10 protein-coding genes are annotated in these 18,809 nt (G+C 44.9%); 6 read left to right on the forward strand and 4 right to left on the reverse strand.

The genetic code is table 11. The features are described from left to right. The first annotated feature begins 371 nt into the window (after positions 1-371). On the forward strand, positions 372-1,274 hold the full coding sequence (locus GO755_RS04305) for a M12 family metallopeptidase (RefSeq protein WP_157583447.1): 903 nt from the start codon (positions 372-374) through the stop codon (positions 1,272-1,274). Between the two features lie 77 nt (positions 1,275-1,351). On the opposite strand, the gene GO755_RS04310 is transcribed toward GO755_RS04305, so the two are convergent. Then, positions 1,352-4,603: an SdrD B-like domain-containing protein gene (locus GO755_RS04310; protein ID WP_157583449.1), complete on the reverse strand. Its 3,252-nt coding sequence runs from the start codon at positions 4,601-4,603 to the stop codon at positions 1,352-1,354. A 212-nt stretch (positions 4,604-4,815) separates the two neighbouring features. Between GO755_RS04310 and priA the strand changes: the two genes are divergently transcribed. Next, positions 4,816-7,341, forward strand: coding sequence for a replication restart helicase PriA (gene priA / locus GO755_RS04315; RefSeq protein ID WP_317165790.1), 2,526 nt, complete (start codon positions 4,816-4,818; stop codon positions 7,339-7,341). Between the two features lie 106 nt (positions 7,342-7,447). Next, positions 7,448-8,884, forward strand: coding sequence for a pyruvate kinase (pyk, locus tag GO755_RS04320; RefSeq protein WP_157583452.1), 1,437 nt, complete (start codon positions 7,448-7,450; stop codon positions 8,882-8,884). A gap of 105 nt (positions 8,885-8,989) precedes the next feature. On the opposite strand, the gene GO755_RS04325 is transcribed toward pyk, so the two are convergent. After that, positions 8,990-10,090, reverse strand: coding sequence for a zinc-binding metallopeptidase family protein (locus GO755_RS04325; RefSeq protein WP_157583454.1), 1,101 nt, complete (start codon positions 10,088-10,090; stop codon positions 8,990-8,992). Positions 10,091-10,516: 426 nt separating this feature from the next. Between GO755_RS04325 and GO755_RS04330 the strand changes: the two genes are divergently transcribed. From GO755_RS04330 to GO755_RS04340, 3 genes are read left to right on the forward strand one after another with little or no spacing between them, the layout of a single operon-like run. Further along, positions 10,517-13,918 carry a transglutaminase family protein gene (locus GO755_RS04330; protein WP_157583456.1) on the forward strand — a complete coding sequence of 1,134 codons (3,402 nt, stop codon included), beginning with the start codon at positions 10,517-10,519 and terminating at the stop codon, positions 13,916-13,918. Between the two features lie 29 nt (positions 13,919-13,947). Continuing rightward, positions 13,948-16,506 (forward strand): circularly permuted type 2 ATP-grasp protein, encoded by a 2,559-nt coding sequence (locus tag GO755_RS04335; protein WP_157583458.1) that lies wholly within the window; start codon positions 13,948-13,950, stop codon positions 16,504-16,506. Beyond that, positions 16,496-17,359 (forward strand): transglutaminase family protein, encoded by an 864-nt coding sequence (locus GO755_RS04340; RefSeq protein ID WP_157583460.1) that lies wholly within the window; start codon positions 16,496-16,498, stop codon positions 17,357-17,359. The genes GO755_RS04335 and GO755_RS04340 overlap by 11 nt, the downstream gene beginning before the upstream one ends. Before the next feature lie 197 nt (positions 17,360-17,556). Here the strand turns inward: GO755_RS04340 and GO755_RS04345 are convergent, their stop codons facing one another. Together GO755_RS04345 and yihA are read right to left on the reverse strand one after the other, a co-directional pair. Beyond that, a complete protein-coding gene (locus tag GO755_RS04345) occupies positions 17,557-18,078 on the reverse strand; it encodes a DUF5606 family protein (protein WP_157583462.1) in 522 nt (173 codons plus the stop codon). A gap of 67 nt (positions 18,079-18,145) precedes the next feature. Further along, positions 18,146-18,790, reverse strand: a complete 645-nt coding sequence (gene yihA / locus GO755_RS04350) for a ribosome biogenesis GTP-binding protein YihA/YsxC (RefSeq protein ID WP_157583464.1) — start codon at positions 18,788-18,790, stop codon at positions 18,146-18,148. Between the last annotated feature and the right edge of the window lie 19 nt (positions 18,791-18,809).

Consider the following 18,809-nt stretch of genomic DNA (forward strand, 5'->3'; position numbering starts at 1 on the left):
TAGGTTTTGAAAGGCCTGTCTTTTCGGATAAAACTGCCAGGAGTTGCCCAAAAACGGCTTTATATGTCCACGAATAGACTAAATATTGTCTGTAAAGGCAACGAAGAGTTATTGGCAAAGATTCCTCTTACTCGATATAACCGGGCGAGCCTTTACCTAGTAAAAGTGTCTTTTAACAGATTCTTGAGTCATAAGTATCGATTATCCTCAACGACTAAAGAATCTGTTAACTAAATGATCTACGTATATATATAATTACACCATTATGATACCATTTTTCGTATATACGCACCGTTAAGTATATTTTGAAAAAAATAAGCAAACATAAAATTTACAAATATGTTCTTTCGTAAACTAAAATAATCTCAACTATGAAACGAACATTTTCCCTTACCATTCTCTCTACGTTATTAGTTACAGTAATTAGCTGCACACAAGAGTCAACAGAAAAGGCGCTGAGTTCCATGACGCCAACGGGCAAAGCCACCCGACCAGAAGAAGCATTTCCTAATCAGCGGGGCACTCTTCAAACCGGCATTCTGAATGGACAAAAAATAAGTTATTATCTGGTTGGCGATCAGGCTGTATTTGAGAGTGATATACTCTTGCTTCCCGAAAACCTGAAAGAACAGAGTGATTTGCACACCGAAGGAACCGCACGCTCAAAAGTATCGGCTCACTGGCCCAACAAGATCGTTTATTATTCTATTGACCCATCCTTGCCCAATCAGGCACGCGTAACAGATGCGATTGCCCACTGGGAGGCTAATACGCCTGTTCGCTTCATTCAGCGTACAACACAACGAGGCTATGTCGTTTTTAAAACAGGCTCTGGCTGCTCGTCTAACGTTGGTTATTCAGGGGGATTACAGTATGTCAATCTGGCCAGCACTTGCACCACAGGAAACACGATTCATGAAATTGGCCATACACTGGGCCTCTGGCATGAACAATCGCGTGTTGACCGAGACACGTATGTGACGATCAATACGGCGAATATACTCTCGGGCTATGAAACGGATTTCCAAACCTATGCTCAGCGTGGTCTGGATGGATTCGACTATCCTGGCGGACTCGACTTTGGATCGATTATGCTTTATGGCTCGTATGACTTTTCCAAAAATGGTCAACCAACCATGACAAAGAAAGATGGTTCGACGTTTGTAGGCCAACGTAACGGCCTGTCAGCAACAGATGTCAATACCGTACTCTATATGTATGGCGAAGGGGATGGGATACTAATTTCCAGTAAATCAACTAAGGGGGATCAATAAATTGCGCGACTTATAATTTTTTCCAGGGCAAGTTATTATACTGAAAAACAATAGCTTACCCTGGAAAAAATTATGAATCATTTAATGCGTTTGATGGTGATAGGTACGCAAATAGGCGTGTGATTCGCGCAAGGATCATCATGATCACTGGGCAACAACTCAGCAGTAGTCGATATTTTACAACCATTTACACCCGTCGCCGTAACAGTGTATTCGCCGGGAATAGTAACGACAGGTTCAATCTCTGTACTCGTAAACCCATTAGGACCAGTCCAGAGTAATGTTGCACCAGGTGCTTCGGCATATAATGTGGCACTACAAGTAGAACATTCCAGCCCAGCTCCAAAAGCGCTTAGTTCAGGTACAACAGTATCTGATGTTACAACAGCGGTCGTGGTCGTGAATGCACTGGGACAACTTGGATTGCCAATTGTGAGTATATATGCACCCTCAACCGATACGATTGGATTCTGCAGCGAACTGGTGAAGCCACCAGGTCCTGTCCAGGCATAGGTCGCTATAGGAGCTATAGATCCGTCGCCGTAAATCGCCTGCCCAGTTAGTGTAACCTCCTTCACACTACAGGTCAGTTTTCCTCCCGTAGCCGTAACCGATAAGGCTGGCGTAACCCGAATGATGACTACGCTGGATTGACGACAGGCTGGATTCTCTGGCATTGGGTAAATAATTGCATAAACGTACTGCGATGAAGCCACAGCCGAATTATTAACCGTGTTAATTGCTGGATTATAAAGTACGACCCGATTGCTGGCATTAGGCTTCACGGTACCTAACAAAGTACCTGTGTTTCCATACATTGCCGTACCCGATTGAGGGCTACTAAAGACGACAAAGCGTACTGAATCGACACGGCTGAAGTATTTCCCAGTCGCAGCAATCGAATCCACGGCTGTGCCTGCACATACGCCAATTGTGTCTTTTTCGGATACTAATTCAGGGCAGGAATAGATGGATAAGTCATTAGTAAAATCATTCTGACCGGGCTCAAGTGATGTTACGGCAATTACGGCTGAACCACCAACTAACTGGGCATTGGAGTCACGCAGGTCGGGGGTTGTAAAATCAGAGCGGTTAGCGGGCGAGAGTGTATAATACCGTTGTAGACCAGAAGCCGCCTTTCGGGCACCACGAGCGGCCACTCGACCACCAGATGCGCTTAGAGGTACGGCTCCGCTCAAGGTTATATCTAACTTCGGTAACTGCGTTGTATCCATTCGAATCTCATACTTGTGGTTATACAGGAGCCCAGCCGGCACGGTCGTGTTATTGAAATAAAACTGTCCACCGTCGTGTGTTGTCTGCGTACCAATCTGGACACCTCCATTTTCCATATCATGAAGTGTGAGTACAATACCATCGATACCCGGTTCGTACGCATCCTGAATACCATCCCGGTTATCGTCGAACCAAACGCGGTTACCGATTTGAACAGGTGCGGGATCGCAAAGAGCCTTCGTATCACCTAAGCCAGCAGCTTTCCCAAACGACCCTACCTGCTGCGTATAAATTACATAGTTGCGATTTTCCTGCCCATTTTTATTGCTGAAGACTTTCATCCCTGCCGATTGGAAGACATTGGTAATTGGGTCAAAAGCAGATGTAATAATCTCGTTATAGCCAGGAATAGCAACTAAGGCCCCGTTAGTTATCTCAAAGTGAGCGATATGATCAATAAAGAACCATTCGTCTTTACCATAGAATTCCCCGCCACCAGGTCCTTCGTTATTACCAACGCCACTTCCGGTTCGGTCTCCAGCTTGGCCGTTACTTTCCAGAACAAACGTTCCGTTGTTGTTATACGCCCGCAATAAATCTCCACCGGTAAATCCATTGTATAACCCATTGCCCTGAGGATCATGATTGGCTAAGCCTGAAAGGTGACCAAATCGATCCAGAAACCCAATCATCATCGATCCATCGTCATCAAAAGCAAAATCGCTTAAAATTGGCTGAGGAAACATAACAAATGTAGGATTAACGCCTAGCCCGCATGTTTCTGGCCAGGCTTCAGTCCAGGGCAACCAGTGATCGTATTTCAGACAACTCTTATCCGGGTTAAGCGGATCGAACGTGCCATCGGCTGGGCCACGTCGAAAATCAAGAGGAAACGATAAAATCTCTTCAAAATTTGGTGTTGGCTCTGTTGGATCAAAGCGGTAGACGGTTGCTTTTAGATCGCTCTGCTGCTGCGAAGTTTCGGCCGAGCAGATTACACCGACATAAATCTTCCCATGATGTACTTTAACTGCCCAGGGCCTAAAATCGCCATTTGAACAACCCGGATCAGGAATTTCCCACGATTTGACGTCGGCAGCTGTTGGGGTACGAGCGGGGGCATCAACGAAAATTCCGTATAATTTCCGGTCTTTAAGATTAACAAAATATAACGTCTTATCATCCTCGGATATATCCATACCACCGATGCTAATACGACCCATAGCTACCATTGGCCCAGGATCGACACTAGCCTGAGTTTTGTCTCCAAATAAACCACTATGTGGATCGTCGCCGGTGTCAATACCGAGTGTTCTTAAATCTATAAAATTAGTAGTCGTACCAGTCGTTATATCGGTAATATAAAGCCCCCCAGTGCCAAGAGGTCCGAAACTCATATGGCGCTTCACAACAGCTCCACTAAAGAGTTTTTTTGTCCGTCGCTGGTAAGCTAATGACCAAACAGATCCTATCTGTTGGGCAGTAGCCAATTGGTTGGGCAAAAAATCACTCGCACTTGCCACGCCAGATGCAATGTAAGAGAAGCTGATCAAAGCAGTCGCAGCGGCAGCCTGTTTATCGACTGGCACAGGATTACCGTCTTTATCTGTTGTTATTTGTGTATTCCCATTAACATAATTGGGTGTAGCTATATTAACTCCTGATGGTTGGCAATAGTCTGCCGGATAGTTTATACCCAGATTTGCATTGTCGATAGGTGCCTTCACAAACTGTACACTTGTTCCACTACCCGCTCCATAGGGCCCATTATAATCCCCTCTTGGGAAGCCATCAAATTCGATACGTATTGTTTTACCAGCTGGCGCGTCGGTACTGCTAAATGCATATGTACCGTCAGCGGCCGTTGTTGTTGAAATCGGTGTTTTGCTCAGATCGACAAAAGCCCGAACTGTTACGCCTGCCACACCCACTTCAATAGGGAGCGTATCGGAGCGAATACCATTTAGGTCAAAGTCGCGAAAAACTACCCCTTTTACCTGTGCATTAGCGGTTGTTATACAGGCTAAAATCACCAAAAATGTTGCCAGCCATTTCCTAAAGAGATCAGTTACGGATAAGTAAACTTGCTTCATAAATTGAGAATTTTTCGTTGGAAAAAGAAATGTATCGACCGCTATCAAATCAATAAACTGTTGTTAATTATTCAGTTACATAAAAAACTACTAACTTTTTTACTATTTATACTGGTTTATAAATTCAAACAGCCAAGCATCCATTAGACAAAAGCCTTGCCAGATGGCTGGAGGTTTTATGTGTATATTTACTGTCCATACCTGCCAGATTTGTGGAAAACCAGTTAAATACATTGTTTTCGTCATTTGAGAGTGAAGAAATAACTTTCTTCGCCGATTTAATTTTGCCCATTCCAGTACCAAAATTGTTTACCTATCGGGTTCCAAGAGGAATGGCCGATATGCTCAAAATTGGTGCCAGAGTTATTGTCCCATTTGGCAAGAAGAACAGTCGGGTGCTCACAGCGGTAGTAGCCAAGCTCCATAATTCACCACCTACAGCCTATCAGGCGCGTTATATCAGCGAAGTGCTGGATGAATATCCGTTAGTTACGGGCTATCAACTGGAGTTATTCAGGTGGATGGCTGAGTATTATATGTGCTGTATTGGCGACGTTATGAACGTGGCTTTGCCTTCGGGACTGAAGATTTCGAGCCAGTCAAAAGTGCAGGTCAATCCTGATTTTGACTACCCCGAACTGCTGACCGAATTTGAAGGAGTCCTGCTGACCGAGCTCAAGAAACACCCGGCTCTCTCCTACGAAGAACTGGGTCGGCTGGCAGGTGAAGGCACCAATGTTCCTGCGCTTATTAAGTCACTGGTAGGCAAAAAAGCGGTCATCGTATTTGAAGAAGTTCGGGAGAAATACATCCCCAAAATGATTCGTAAGGTTCGGCTTCATCCCAACTACGAAGAGAAAGAGCAGCTTCTGGTTTTGCTTCAACGACTCGAAAAACTGCCCAAACAGCAGGAGGTGGTCATGCGTTATCTGAGCTATGTGCCCATGCAGCGAAACCCCGATCTGAATCAGAAGGGATTGGATAAGGCGATTCTTAATCAGGATGACGAGCTTTCTCAATCTTCGCTGACAACGCTCATAAAAAACCAGGTATTCGAGACGTTTGAGGTTATCCAACCCCGCTTCTCGGACAATGCAGCCCCACAGGTAGAAATCAAACTAACCGATGCGCAACGAGCGGCTTCGACGCAAATCATGACGCAGTTTGAGAGCCAGAACATCGTATTGCTGCATGGCATTACGGGTAGCGGTAAGACAGAGGTCTACATCGAACTTATTCAGCAGGCCCTTGATAGTGGCTCACAGGTACTTTATCTACTACCCGAAATTGCATTAACCACTCAGATTGTCGTACGTCTGCAACGGGTTTTTGGCGATAACATGGGGATTTACCACTCCAAATTTTCAGATAACGAGCGGGTAGAAGTCTGGAAAGGCGTTGTTTCGGGCCAGTATCAGTTTGTTGTAGGCGTGCGCTCAGCGGTATTTCTGCCGTTCGACAATCTGGGTTTGATTATAGTAGACGAAGAACACGAAACCAGCTATAAGCAGCATGATCCTGCTCCCCGCTACCATGCCCGCGACGTAGCCATCATGCTGGCTCACTGGCAACAGGCCAAAGTGCTGCTAGGATCGGCAACTCCCTCACTCGAAACCTATTTTCAGGCTAAACAGGGCCGTTATGGTTTAGTCGAACTATTCCAGCGATTCGGCGATGCTACGTTGCCCAACATTCTTCTGGTGAATCTCCAGCAGGAGAAACGACAGAAAACGATGAAAAATGAATTTTCATCGGCGCTGCATGCTGCGCTCGAAGCCAACATTGAGCGTAAGGAGCAAAGTATTCTGTTCCAGAACCGGAGGGGTTATTCGCCCTATATGCAGTGCGAAGACTGCGACTGGACGGCCGAATGTCCCAACTGCGCTGTAAGCCTTACCTATCATCAGCGTGATGCTGAATTGCGCTGCCATTATTGCGGCCATAAAGATCAGGTACCCCGCACCTGCCCAACCTGCGGTTCTACAAAAGTTCGCACCATCGGCTTCGGGACAGAGAAGCTAGAAGACCAACTACAGATTTTCTTTCCGGAATCGAAAGTATTGCGAATGGATTTAGACACGACCCGCGCCAAAAACGCCTATCAGCAAATCATCCAGGAATTTGAGACTGGGCAGGTCGATATTCTGGTTGGTACACAGATGATTACGAAAGGGCTAGACTTTGATAACGTTAGTCTGGTTGGCATTTTCGACGCGGATCGGCTCATCCACTTTCCTGATTTCCGAGCTACGGAGCGCGCTTTTCAAATGATTACGCAGGTGAGCGGGCGAGCTGGTCGGCGAGCCGGACGACAGGGAACCGTGTTAATCCAGACTCAAAACCCGCAACAGCCGATTCTGCAAAAAGTAATTCAGAACGACTACAAGGGTTTGTACGAAGAAGAGATTCAGGAGCGGCAGGATTTCAACTACCCGCCCTTCTGCCGACTCATAAAACTCACCGTTCGACATACCGATAAAATCACCAGCCACCGAGCTGCCGAACGTCTTGCTGCTGAACTGACCGATGCCTTGGGTAGCAGCCGAATTCTGGGACCGGAAGAACCATTGGTTGAGCGAATTCGAAATCAGTTCCTATTTGATATTCTCATCAAAATCGAACGCGACAAAGTGAACATCAAGGCAGTGAAAGCCTATATTCAGGATCGCATCAACGACATTCTAACCGATAAGGGATTACGCCAGGTAAGCATCGTAGCCGATGTGGATTGTTTATAAACAATGCAGCATTCCCGTAAAATTTCCATTAATACGACTATTTATAAGCCCATCCGGTTATTTTTGCACCGGCTTCTGGCCAATTTTGCCCAATTTTTCCCGTACCATGTCAAAGAAAACCAAGATCGTGGCCACTATTGGCCCGGCTTCCGAAACGAAAGAACAATTGTTGGCATTAGCCAAAGCTGGAGTTAATGTGTTCCGGCTAAATTTCTCGCACGGTACTCACGAAGACCACCTTATGCGGTTGAGCCGCATCCGCGAGCTGAATGCAGAATATAACCTAAACCTCTGTGTTCTACAGGATTTACAAGGTCCAAAAATTCGCATCGGTAATGTCGAAAGTAAGGATGGGGTTATGATTGTACCTGGCCAGGAGCTCGTCTTTACTAACGACGACATCATTGGCACTGCCGAACGCGTGAGTACGCCATACAAAGACATGTATCGGGACGTGCATCCGGGCGAACGCATTCTGATGGACGATGGAAAACTGGAAGTTAAGGTTCTCCGAACAGAAGGTACAGACGTTGTTACGGAAGTGGTATATGGTGGTTCGATGAAGTCGAAGAAAGGTGTAAATCTGCCGAACACGAAGGTGTCAATGCCCGCCGTAACCGAAAAAGACTGGGCTGATCTCGAATTTGGTCTCGAACACGATGCGGAATGGATTGCGCTGTCGTTCGTACGGGAAGCATCCGAAATCATCGAAATTAAAGAGTACATCAAATCGAAGGGTAAGAAGAGCCGCGTCATTGCGAAGATTGAAAAGCCTGAAGCGATTCAAAACATCGACGAAATCATTGCGGCTACCGACGGTCTGATGGTGGCTCGGGGTGACCTCGGCGTTGAATTACCGGCCGAAGAGGTACCGATGATTCAGAAAATGCTGGTTGAGAAGTGTAATAAAGCAGGCAAGCCAGTTATTGTGGCCACGCAAATGCTCGAAAGCATGATCGATGCCCCTCGCCCAACCCGCGCCGAAATCAACGACATCGCCAACTCAGTAATGGATGGTGCCGATGCAGTTATGCTCAGCGCTGAAACGGCCTCGGGCAAATACCCGATTCTGGCGGTTGAAAGCATGGCGAACACCATCAAGCAGGTTGAAATGTCGACCGACAAAATCTATTATCGTTACCACGCGTATGTGAATGAGCACCCAACCGAAAACGTGCTCAACGATAACGTCGTTATGAGTGCCTGCCGGTTAGCCCGCGACACACATGCCAAGGCGATTATTGGCATTACGAACTCAGGGTATACGGCTGTTCGGATTTCGCACCATCGCCCGAAAGCTGATCTGTACGTTTTCTCTAACGATGCGCAACTGCGGAATACGCTCGGTTTGTATTGGGGCGTACAAGTGCTACCTTATGAACCCGATTTAAGCCTAACCGTTGATCAGACCGTTGAGGGAATTAAACAAACTCTGGTAGGGCAAGGCAAATTGGTATCGGGCGATATTTTCGTCAATACACTCAGCATGCCATTAACCCAGTCTCGTAAGACGAACACGGTGAAATTGAGCACGGTCGATTAAAATAATTGTAAAAAAAGTAGAAGGGTGTTCGAGATTCGATATGCCATATCTCCGGGATATGGTGTATCGAATCTCGAACACCCTTCTACTTTTTTATATACTTTATTAAGCAAATACCACCTGTTTCTGCAAGTTGTTTTTCAACAGACGCCCTTGTTTAACCAGCTTATGAATGAACTTCATTTTAAGAATCACCGCTGGCGTAAATACCTCAGGGACCATATCCAGTAATCCTAGTGTGCGATTCATTTCATTGAGCTTAATCCCTAACTCTTCGTATTTAAGAAGCATATTTTCGAATGGAGCGCCTTCAAAATCAACCGCATCTTCAGCTTCGAGAAGCAGGTGAACACTTTCGGCAGTATCCAGAATCGTAATCATTTCCAGATAGGCCCGGAACGTTTCCGCAAAATCTTCCCAAGGGTGCATACTGGCATAGGCGCTGATATAATTGAGCGGCCAGTCAAGTTTGGGCCCATACTGATAATACTGATTCATGGCATACGAGTAGTTAAAGGTCGTATGATCGCCAAATACAGCCTTGCATTCTTCCTCGCACGTATTCCGAACCAGCAGTTGCCAGTAATAATGGCCTATTTCGTGATGAAAATGTCCGATCAACGTGCGACGGGCCTCCCCGAAATCTACGCGTAGTTTTTCCCGCTCTATTGGATCAGCTTCTTCGATATTGATCGTGATTGTTCCATCGGCGTGACCTGTGAATACTTTTTCAGCAATAATCGCATCCGTTCCTGCCTGAGTTATCTGAACCACATTTCCTTTGAAGTCAAAGGTTAAGGGTAACGGAAACCGATCGTATATTGACCCGTAAGGAAGATTCAATAAATCAAGCGTATAGATTAGCCGTCGTTTAGCGGCTTCAAGATTATACCATTTCTCTCGATTACCAGGCACCGTCATATCCGGCACAATCCGGTTTAAGTTGCAGCATTTACAATAAGCGTTCGCTTCATGCCAGGTCGTTTTTACTTCTACCAAACGATTACAAACCTGATAGTCCCGGTAATTTAAACACTTCGTCAACTGAGACTGGCAATGGTTGCAGCTATACGTATAGGCATCTACGGCGTCGAGCGACCGGATGCCTTCACATACAGGGCACCAGCCTACTTCCCGATGACAAACAACACAGGATGAGTTTTCGAAGTGTAATGTATTACCGCATTGGCATGGGTATATTTTCATCAGTAAGATCTGTTCATTTAACGTGAGTAAAGGCTTGTTAGCCTTTACCATAACTACGTCATTAGTAAAGTTGTTGGGTCAATCTACCTGATTATTCGCTCAATTACAGCTTTTTAATTTTTCGAACGATCTACTTACGCATCTTTATTACAAAGTATTCCCGTATTAAATCGAGCTACGCTACTTCGTTAGTTGGGTGCTCGAATAACCATAATAGCGACCGTCTGTTCCAAAGTCCAATCAATACTCCTAAAAACGTAAAGGCAGTTGTGCTCCACTAAAATATTGGCAAAAATTGGACTATTAGAAAGGATATTTTGCTTAATCCAATAAAAACCAGAAAAAAATTGGCAGAACCTAATATCACGATAATTTTATCCCCTCTAACAGTACCCCACCTCACTAGTAACTACGGTTCCGGTTTCTATGGCTATAAAAGTTGCAATCTCGCATAAGACAACCTATAATTTCGATCGACTGGTTGGCCTTTCTCCGCATATCTTTCGGCTTCGCCCTGCTCCACATTCACGCACGCCAATTGATGGGTATACGTTTAAAGTATTCCCCGAAAACCATTTTATCAATTGGCAACAAGACCCATTTGGAAATTACCAGGCCAGGGTCGTCTTTCCCGAAAAAACCAAGACGTTACGGATTGAAGTAGAAGTAATAGCCCGACTGGAAGTCATTAATCCATTCGACTTTTTTATTGAGGAATATGCCGAAATGACTCCCTTTAGTTATGACGAGCATTTACTCTCAGAACTGAGTCCTTATCTGGAAATCAGAGAAAATGGCCCCTTGTTGAACGAATGGATTGCGAAAAATAGAATCGACGAAAAAATTAAAACGGTCGATTATCTGGTTCACCTCAACCAGAAGCTCAATCAAACCATTGGGTATAACATCCGAATGGAACCGGGTGTGCAATCCTGCGAAGAATCATTGAGTTTATTAAGTGGCTCCTGTCGTGATTCTGCCTGGTTATTTGTGCAGGTTCTCCGGCATTTGGGCATTGCGTCCCGCTTTGTATCGGGTTATCTGGTGCAGCTGACACCCGATGTAAAGTCATTGGATGGTCCATCGGGGCCTGAAGCTGATTTTACGGATTTACACGCCTGGGTCGAAGCCTACGTGCCAGGTGCAGGCTGGATTGGGCTCGACCCAACTTCAGGCCTTTTTGCCGATGAAGGCCACATTCCCCTTTGCTGCACACCCCACTACAAAAGCGCGGCCCCGGTTACAGGCGCGACTGATATAGCCGAAGTTTCGTTTGAGTACGAAAATCAGGTTTTTCGTATTTTGGAAGATCCGAGGGTTACAAAACCCTATACTGAGAAACAGTGGCAACAAATTTTAAAGGTAGGTCACGACGTAGAAAAAGACTTACAGGCAGGCGATGTACGCATGACAATGGGTGGCGAACCGACCTTCGTATCCATCGACGATAGCGAATCGCCTGAGTGGAATTCGGCCGCCGATGGTCCACTCAAACGCAAATTGTCCTATAACCTGGCCCTTCGTCTGAAAAACCGATTTGCGCATGGTGGATTGCTGCATTTCGGGCAAGGAAAATGGTACCCAGGCGAGTTATTCCCGCGCTGGCAATATGCGTTGTATTGGCGAAAAGATGGGTTGCCAATCTGGAACAACGACGACCTCATTACAAAAGAAGAACAAACTTCGTATACCCATAAAGAAGCTAAAGTTTTCATTGATGAGCTAACCAACTATCTTGGGCTGAGCAGCGGCAACATCATCCCTGCCTATGAAGACCCTATTTATTGGGCACTGGAAGAAGATAAGCTTCCGGTAAACCTCGATCCACTAGCCTTTGATCTGAGCGATTCAATTGAACGCCGAACGCTGGCGGGCATTCTGGAACGAGGCTTAAACAATCCGGCGGGCTTTACTTTGCCGCTTGAATGGGATATGGATAAGAATACCTGGGTAAGTTGCTTATGGAAATTCCGTCGAAAAAATTGCTTTCTGATACCAGGGAATTCACCTATTGGCTTACGGCTGCCTCTCTCATCGCTGCCCGAAGTATCGGAAGAGCGTCGAAAACACCCGATCGAACGGAGTTCATTTGAAGAACTACCCGATTTAGATACACATCAGGCCTATCAGTTGGTTGTGGAGAATCGGCACGGAAGCGAGGCTCTTCCTTACAAAGCCCCCGTTCGAAAAAAGGCGAGTGAAAAGGCAAAAAAGGCGCCACTCTTTGAGGTCGACACCATCCGAACGGCTTTAAGCGTTGAAGCACGCGAGGGAATTATTTATGTGTTTCTGCCACCTGTTGATTATCTGGAACACTATCTGGATTTAATTGCTTCCGTAGAAGCCACTGCCGAAAAGCTACAGATGCCGGTGCGGATTGAAGGCTACACTCCTCCCTCCGATTACCGAATCCAGAAATTAGTTGTCTCGCCCGATCCGGGTGTGATCGAGGTAAATGTACAACCAGCTGCCAACTGGCAGGAGTTAGTCGATAACACGACGGCGTTGTACGAAGAAGCTTTTTTTGCTCGCCTGGGCACTGAAAAATTTATGGTCGACGGGCGACACACGGGCACAGGTGGCGGTAACCATGTGACAATCGGCGGTGCAAAACCGTCAGATAGTCCGATACTTAGACGGCCCGATTTATTGCGTAGTCTACTTACATACTGGCAACACCATCCTGCCCTCAGCTATCTATTTGCGGGGCCCTTCATTGGTCCAACCAGTCAGGCTCCGCGCATTGATGAAGGTCGAGACGAACGGTTGTATGAGGTCGAAATTGCGTTTGATCAAATCCCGGAGACGGGCGAAGTGCCATTCTGGATGGTCGACCGTATTTTCCGTAATCTTCTGGTCGATATTACAGGCAATACGCACCGCACCGAATTCTGCATCGACAAATTGTATTCGCCTGATTCATCAACGGGCCGACTTGGCATTCTGGAATTCCGGGCGTTTGACATGCCTCCGCACAAACACATGAATATGGTGCAGACGCTATTGGTACGAGCGTTGGTATCTATGTTCTGGAAGCAGCCTTATAAGAAAAAGCTGGTGCGTTGGGGAACCGAACTGCATGATCGTTTCCTGCTTCCGCACTTTGCCTATCTGGATATGGTCGATATTGTAAGCGATTTGAAAGCAGCTGGTTATCAATTAGATATTTCCTGGTTTGATCCCTTCTTCGAGTTCCGATTCCCACGCCACGGCACCATCATCATGGATAATATTCAGATGGAACTACGACTGGGTATCGAACCCTGGCACGTATTAGGCGAGGAGTTATCAAACACAGGAACCGCCCGTTTTGTCGACTCTTCGCTGGAGCGCCTGCAGGTAAAAGTGAGTGGATTCGTGGAAGGGCGCCATATACTGGTGTGCAATGGTTGCCGCGTCCCCCTTCGAAATACGGGCATTAAAGGTGAATATGTATCCGGAATTCGGTACAAAGCCTGGAATCCAACCTCGGCTCTTCATCCGACTATTGGCGTAGATGCCCCTCTAGTATTCGATGTTATCGACACCTGGAATAACCGAGTATTGGGTGGTTGCACGTATTTTGTATCACACCCTGGCGGGCGTAGTTTTGATACCTACCCAGTCAATAGCTACGAAGCCGAATCGCGCCGAACCAGCCGTTTCTGGGGCTTTGGCCACACGCCTTCACAAAAAGAGGAAATTCCCGTTACGGTGAAGTCAACGCCAAGTATTTCCCGGTTTGTAGCAGAACATAAAAAAGATCTTCGGATGGATACACCTGTCGAATTAGTCAATCAGGAGTACCCGCATACGCTTGATTTGCGTCAGTTTTGGCGTTCGAAATAAATTAGTACGTTGCCTATCTAACAGGAGTCATGGTTTCAGAATCTACCCGCAGTTTACTTGACGCATACGCGAGTAAGCTAAATTCGTATGATGAAATATTAGGATCGAATGGGGCAATAAAACCTCATTGGGAAAAATTATTTTCTTCGTTAGAAAAAGTCGGGAATGAGGAGTTAAAAAATCGCTCTCAGGAAATAAAAAATAAAATTCGCGAGAATGGGGTTACGTATAATATTTATCAGGGAACAGGCGGTTTAAATAGTCCGTGGAAGTTAGACTTGATTCCTTTTTTAATTGAACAAAACGAATGGCACGCTATTTCTAAAGGCTTACAGCAGCGTGCCATTCTTTTAGATTTAATACTTCGAGATATTTATGGTGAACGGACTCTCCTAAAAGAGGGTATTCTGCCGCCTGAATTAGTTTATAATAATACTGGTTTTTTTCGTCCATGTCAGGACGTAAAATTGCCAACCCAACATCAATTGGTGATGTATGCCGCTGATATGGCCCGTGGACCTGACGGTCGAATGTGGGTTGTCGATAATCGGACACAAGCACCATCAGGATCAGGTTATGCGCTGGAAAATCGGGTGATTCTCACCAAGATAATGCCAGAGCTTGCCAGGGATATGTATGTTAGTCGCTTATCGCCTTTTTTTACCCAGGCACAACAATCTATATTCAAAGTATTCAGAGAAAAATCAGACTTTTTAAACGTAGTTTATTTAACACCTGGCCCTAATAATGAAACCTATTTTGAACAGGCTTATCTGGCCTCTTATTTAGGCTATACACTTGTTCAGGGTGATGATTTAATCGTAAAAAATGGCTTTGTCTGGATAAAAGCTATCGATGGTTTGCAACGGGTAGACATTATTATTCGACGGGTGGACGACGAATGGTGCGACCCTCTGGAATTACGCATCGACTCGAAATTGGGCGTGCCTGGCTTATTGCAGGTAATTCGGAATGGGAATGTTATGGTTATTAACCCACCTGGCAGTAGCGCGGTCGAAAATACAGCATTCAATGCCTTTTTACCCTCCTTATGTCGCCATTTATTACGTGAAGAATTAATTTTACCGTCGGTAGCAACCTGGTGGTGTGGGCAGCCTAAAGAACTTCAACGAACACTGGATAATCTGGGAAGTCTGATTATTAAAAAAGCTAACCGGAAACAGATATTCCGGTCGGTATACGGTAAAGAATTATCTAAAGATCAATTGCAGCAATTACGAGCACAGATTCTGCAAAATCCAACGGAATATGTAGCTCAGGAGGAAGTTAGCTTTTCAACAACGCCCACGTTCGTTGATGATCATATTGAACCTCGCTATGCTGCCATCCGCGCTTTTTTGACGGCTACACCCAACGGTTATCAAGTAATGGAAGGCGGGTTAACCCGGAGTTCGGCGCTTAAAGACAAGTTCACCTTTTCGAATCAGTATGGTAGTGTATCTAAAGATACATGGATCGTATCCGACGAAGCCGAAGTAATACGGGAGCGCATCAAACTTCCGGGCGCTTCTTACCAACAGTCGCAAACATCATTACCCAGCCGCAGTGCCGAAAATTTGTACTGGGCAGCCCGCTATAGTGAGCGCAGCATGACCGCAACTACCTTTCTGATGATTACGCTCAACGCGTTAAATTTTCAACGAAACTTCGGTAGTCAGAATAAAACGCAGCATATCGACATACTCTTAAAAACACTCTCAAAATTAATTAAAATTGAACCTTGTTTTTCAGATAAAAATAAGAGTGATTTCAAAAATCCATACCCAATTATTGCGGATAGTATTTCCAATGCAGCAAAAATTGGAACCATTACATCATCTATTCAATCGTTTCTGAGAGCTATGATTGCTGTTCGCGAGCGCTGGAATAATGTAACCTGGCGAACGATCGATGTCATTGAGGATATTAACGAAAAACTTCAAAAAATTCGGCCTGATCAAAATCCAAACGATATTCATAATACGCTTACCAATTTACAAAATAAATTATTCACGTTCTATGGTATAGTCAACGAATCGATACCAAGAAATGATGGCTATTATTTATTTGAAATTGGCAAATTAGTTGAGCGTATTTTATCGAAAATTACCATTATTCAGTCTATTTTTAGTATTAAAACGGAGCAATTTATTGAAAATGAATTGATGGAACTTGCCTTGATGAATCATTTTGCGTTATCGCACTATCGAGCAACTTACAAGACAAATTTTGAAATGGAATATGTATTGGATATGCTTTTATTAGACAAGCAAATTCCAGCTTCCCTTGCCTATCTGTTAGACTCACTGGATCATAATATTAGTCAGTTACCACAGCCTTCAGTTCGATTAAGTAAATCCAGAAAAGCTATTTTAGAAGCATCTACGCAAATAAAACTTATTGATGTATCGGAGATTTCAGCAGCAGAAGAGAAATCGCAGGCTTACGAAAAGTTAGATACGATCTTATCTAATGTATATTCACTAATCTTATCGGTATCCGACTATACAACTAATCAGTATTTTAACCATACAGCTCCGCAGCACTCTATTACCGAAACAATAATTGATTTGGAGAATGAATTATAGGCTAATTCATAAGACGCAGTACAATTACAGTGAAAATGTGACTAACTATCACGGGTTGGCTTGTATAATGCCCAAGAGTTTATTTCGACAATCTTGTCGTGATTTTTCACTTTTAATTTCTCCCTTACCGGATGAAGTGTACGTTCGCACGGACTATTTTGGCAACACACTCCACTACTTTTCAATCTATAAACCACATAATAAGCTTACACTCCTGGCTAAAAGCATTGTTGAGACGCATTCGTCAATGGCCAACGATTTTTTTATGACACCTAACGAGGTCAAGGAAAAATTTAAGGCGGATAGAGTGCTAAAAAATGAGCTTCTCGATTATATGCTTCCGAGTCCATTCGTTCAATGGGATAGCGAAATAAATCGTTTTGCCACCGACTGTTTCAATGACAATCAGTCGTTTTATCAGAGCGCACGCTTATTATGCCGTAAAATCTATACTGAGTTTACGTATGTTCCTGGCTTCACAACCATTCATACGCCACTCAAAACGGTGTTACGGGAAAAGAAGGGAGTTTGTCAGGATTTTTCACACCTTGCCATAGCCTGCCTTCGCAGTATGGGCTTTGCTGCCCGATATGTTAGTGGTTATCTCGAAACGCAACCTCTACCGGGCAAACCCAAATTACAGGGGTCCGACGCAACGCATGCCTGGGTATCGGTTTATGTTCCAGATGTGGGCTGGTGCGATTTCGATCCTACAAACGACTTAGTCCCGCAGGAAAGGCACATTACTACCGCCTGGGGGCGGGATTTTGGCGATGTATCTCCCCTGAAAGGAATCATTTTCAGCACGGGCAAACACGCTTTCCAGGTTGCGGTTGATGTGACACCATTTTGATTGTTTTCTGACAGGATTAACAGGATTTCTTTCTATTCCCTAATCCTGTTTTATCCTGTTAATCCTGTCAGAAAGAACTAATTGTAAAGCATAAAAAAAAGCCGCGAAACCAAGGGTCATCGCGGCTTTTCCGTTCTCACTGAAAATGAAGAACTTTAATGTGATCTATTTATTAACTCTCCAGAGTTAACAACTGTTTATGCTTCTTGTGTTTTTTCTGCTTTTGGCGTTTCAGCGACTGGCGCTTCTGCGATCTCAGTAGCTTCTGGCGTTTCAGCAATTTCGGCTGTTTCTTCTGGAGCTTCTTCAGCCGGAGCTTCAAATACTTCAGGAGCAAACTGACGTAAAATACCGTACCAGCTAACCAATTTTTTAATGTCGGTTGTCCGCACGCGGTCTCGATCATACGTCGGTACAACTGAAGCCATAAAATCGGCTAACTGGTCATTTGAGCCTTTGGGATCAACGGGTAGTTCATCACCGTATTTTTCATTAATTGCCAGTAATACAGTGCTTAGCGATACAGATTGTTCCTCACTGTCATCATCGACATAGATAGAAATATCATTTAGCACTGATACACGAGCGGTTGGACCCATCATTGTTTTGGCTTTCTTGTCATCTAATGATTCGACAATAACGCCCGCCCGGCCAGGTTTCAGAATTCGGTAAAGGCCGCTGTATCCAGCCACATTGGCAATCTGTTTTAATGCTTCCATAGAGAGACTTTGTAAATTGGTAACGTGTATTTTGGGCGGTGTATTGCCCATTTAAAGTATTGAGATACTACTTGCCCGTTTTTCGCCCTTTCATTCTTTCGCTCTTTTGCTCTTTTAAATACCCCTCATTCAGCGGTCGAATAAAGGACAGAATGTCTTCTCGACCGACTGAAGTAATGGCCGATGTAACAAAAAAGTCTGGGGCTTCCTCCCAATCTTCGAGCAGTTTAGATCGGTAAGTTTCAAGCGTAGTTTGCAGTTTAGTCGGGCCAAGTTTCTCGGTTTTCGTGAATACAACCACAAACGGTAATCCCCGTTCCCCTAAATTACTCATGAAGTCAAGATCAAGTTTTTGGGGTTCAATCCGCGAATCGACCAACACAAAAATACAAAGTAAATTGGGGCGGGATGTCAGATACCCATCAATAAGAGCGGCAAATTTTTCGCGTTCGCTTTTACTTACCTGAGCGTAGCCATAACCCGGCAAATCGACTAAGTACCATTCGTTATCAATAAGAAAGTGATTGATTAACTGCGTTTTGCCGGGTTTTCCCGAAATTTTAGCTAGGGATGAACGGCCCGTTAGCATATTAATCAGCGATGATTTACCGACATTCGAGCGCCCGATAAAGGCATATTCAGGCCGATCGGGCTTGGGGCATTTGGCCGGGTCGGAGTTGCTGACAAAGAATTCGGCTTGTTTAACAGGCATAATAAACGGGAACAAAAAC

The sequence above is a fragment of the Spirosoma arboris genome, from assembly GCF_009754945.1.
GTDB classification, from domain to species: domain Bacteria; phylum Bacteroidota; class Bacteroidia; order Cytophagales; family Spirosomataceae; genus Spirosoma; species Spirosoma arboris.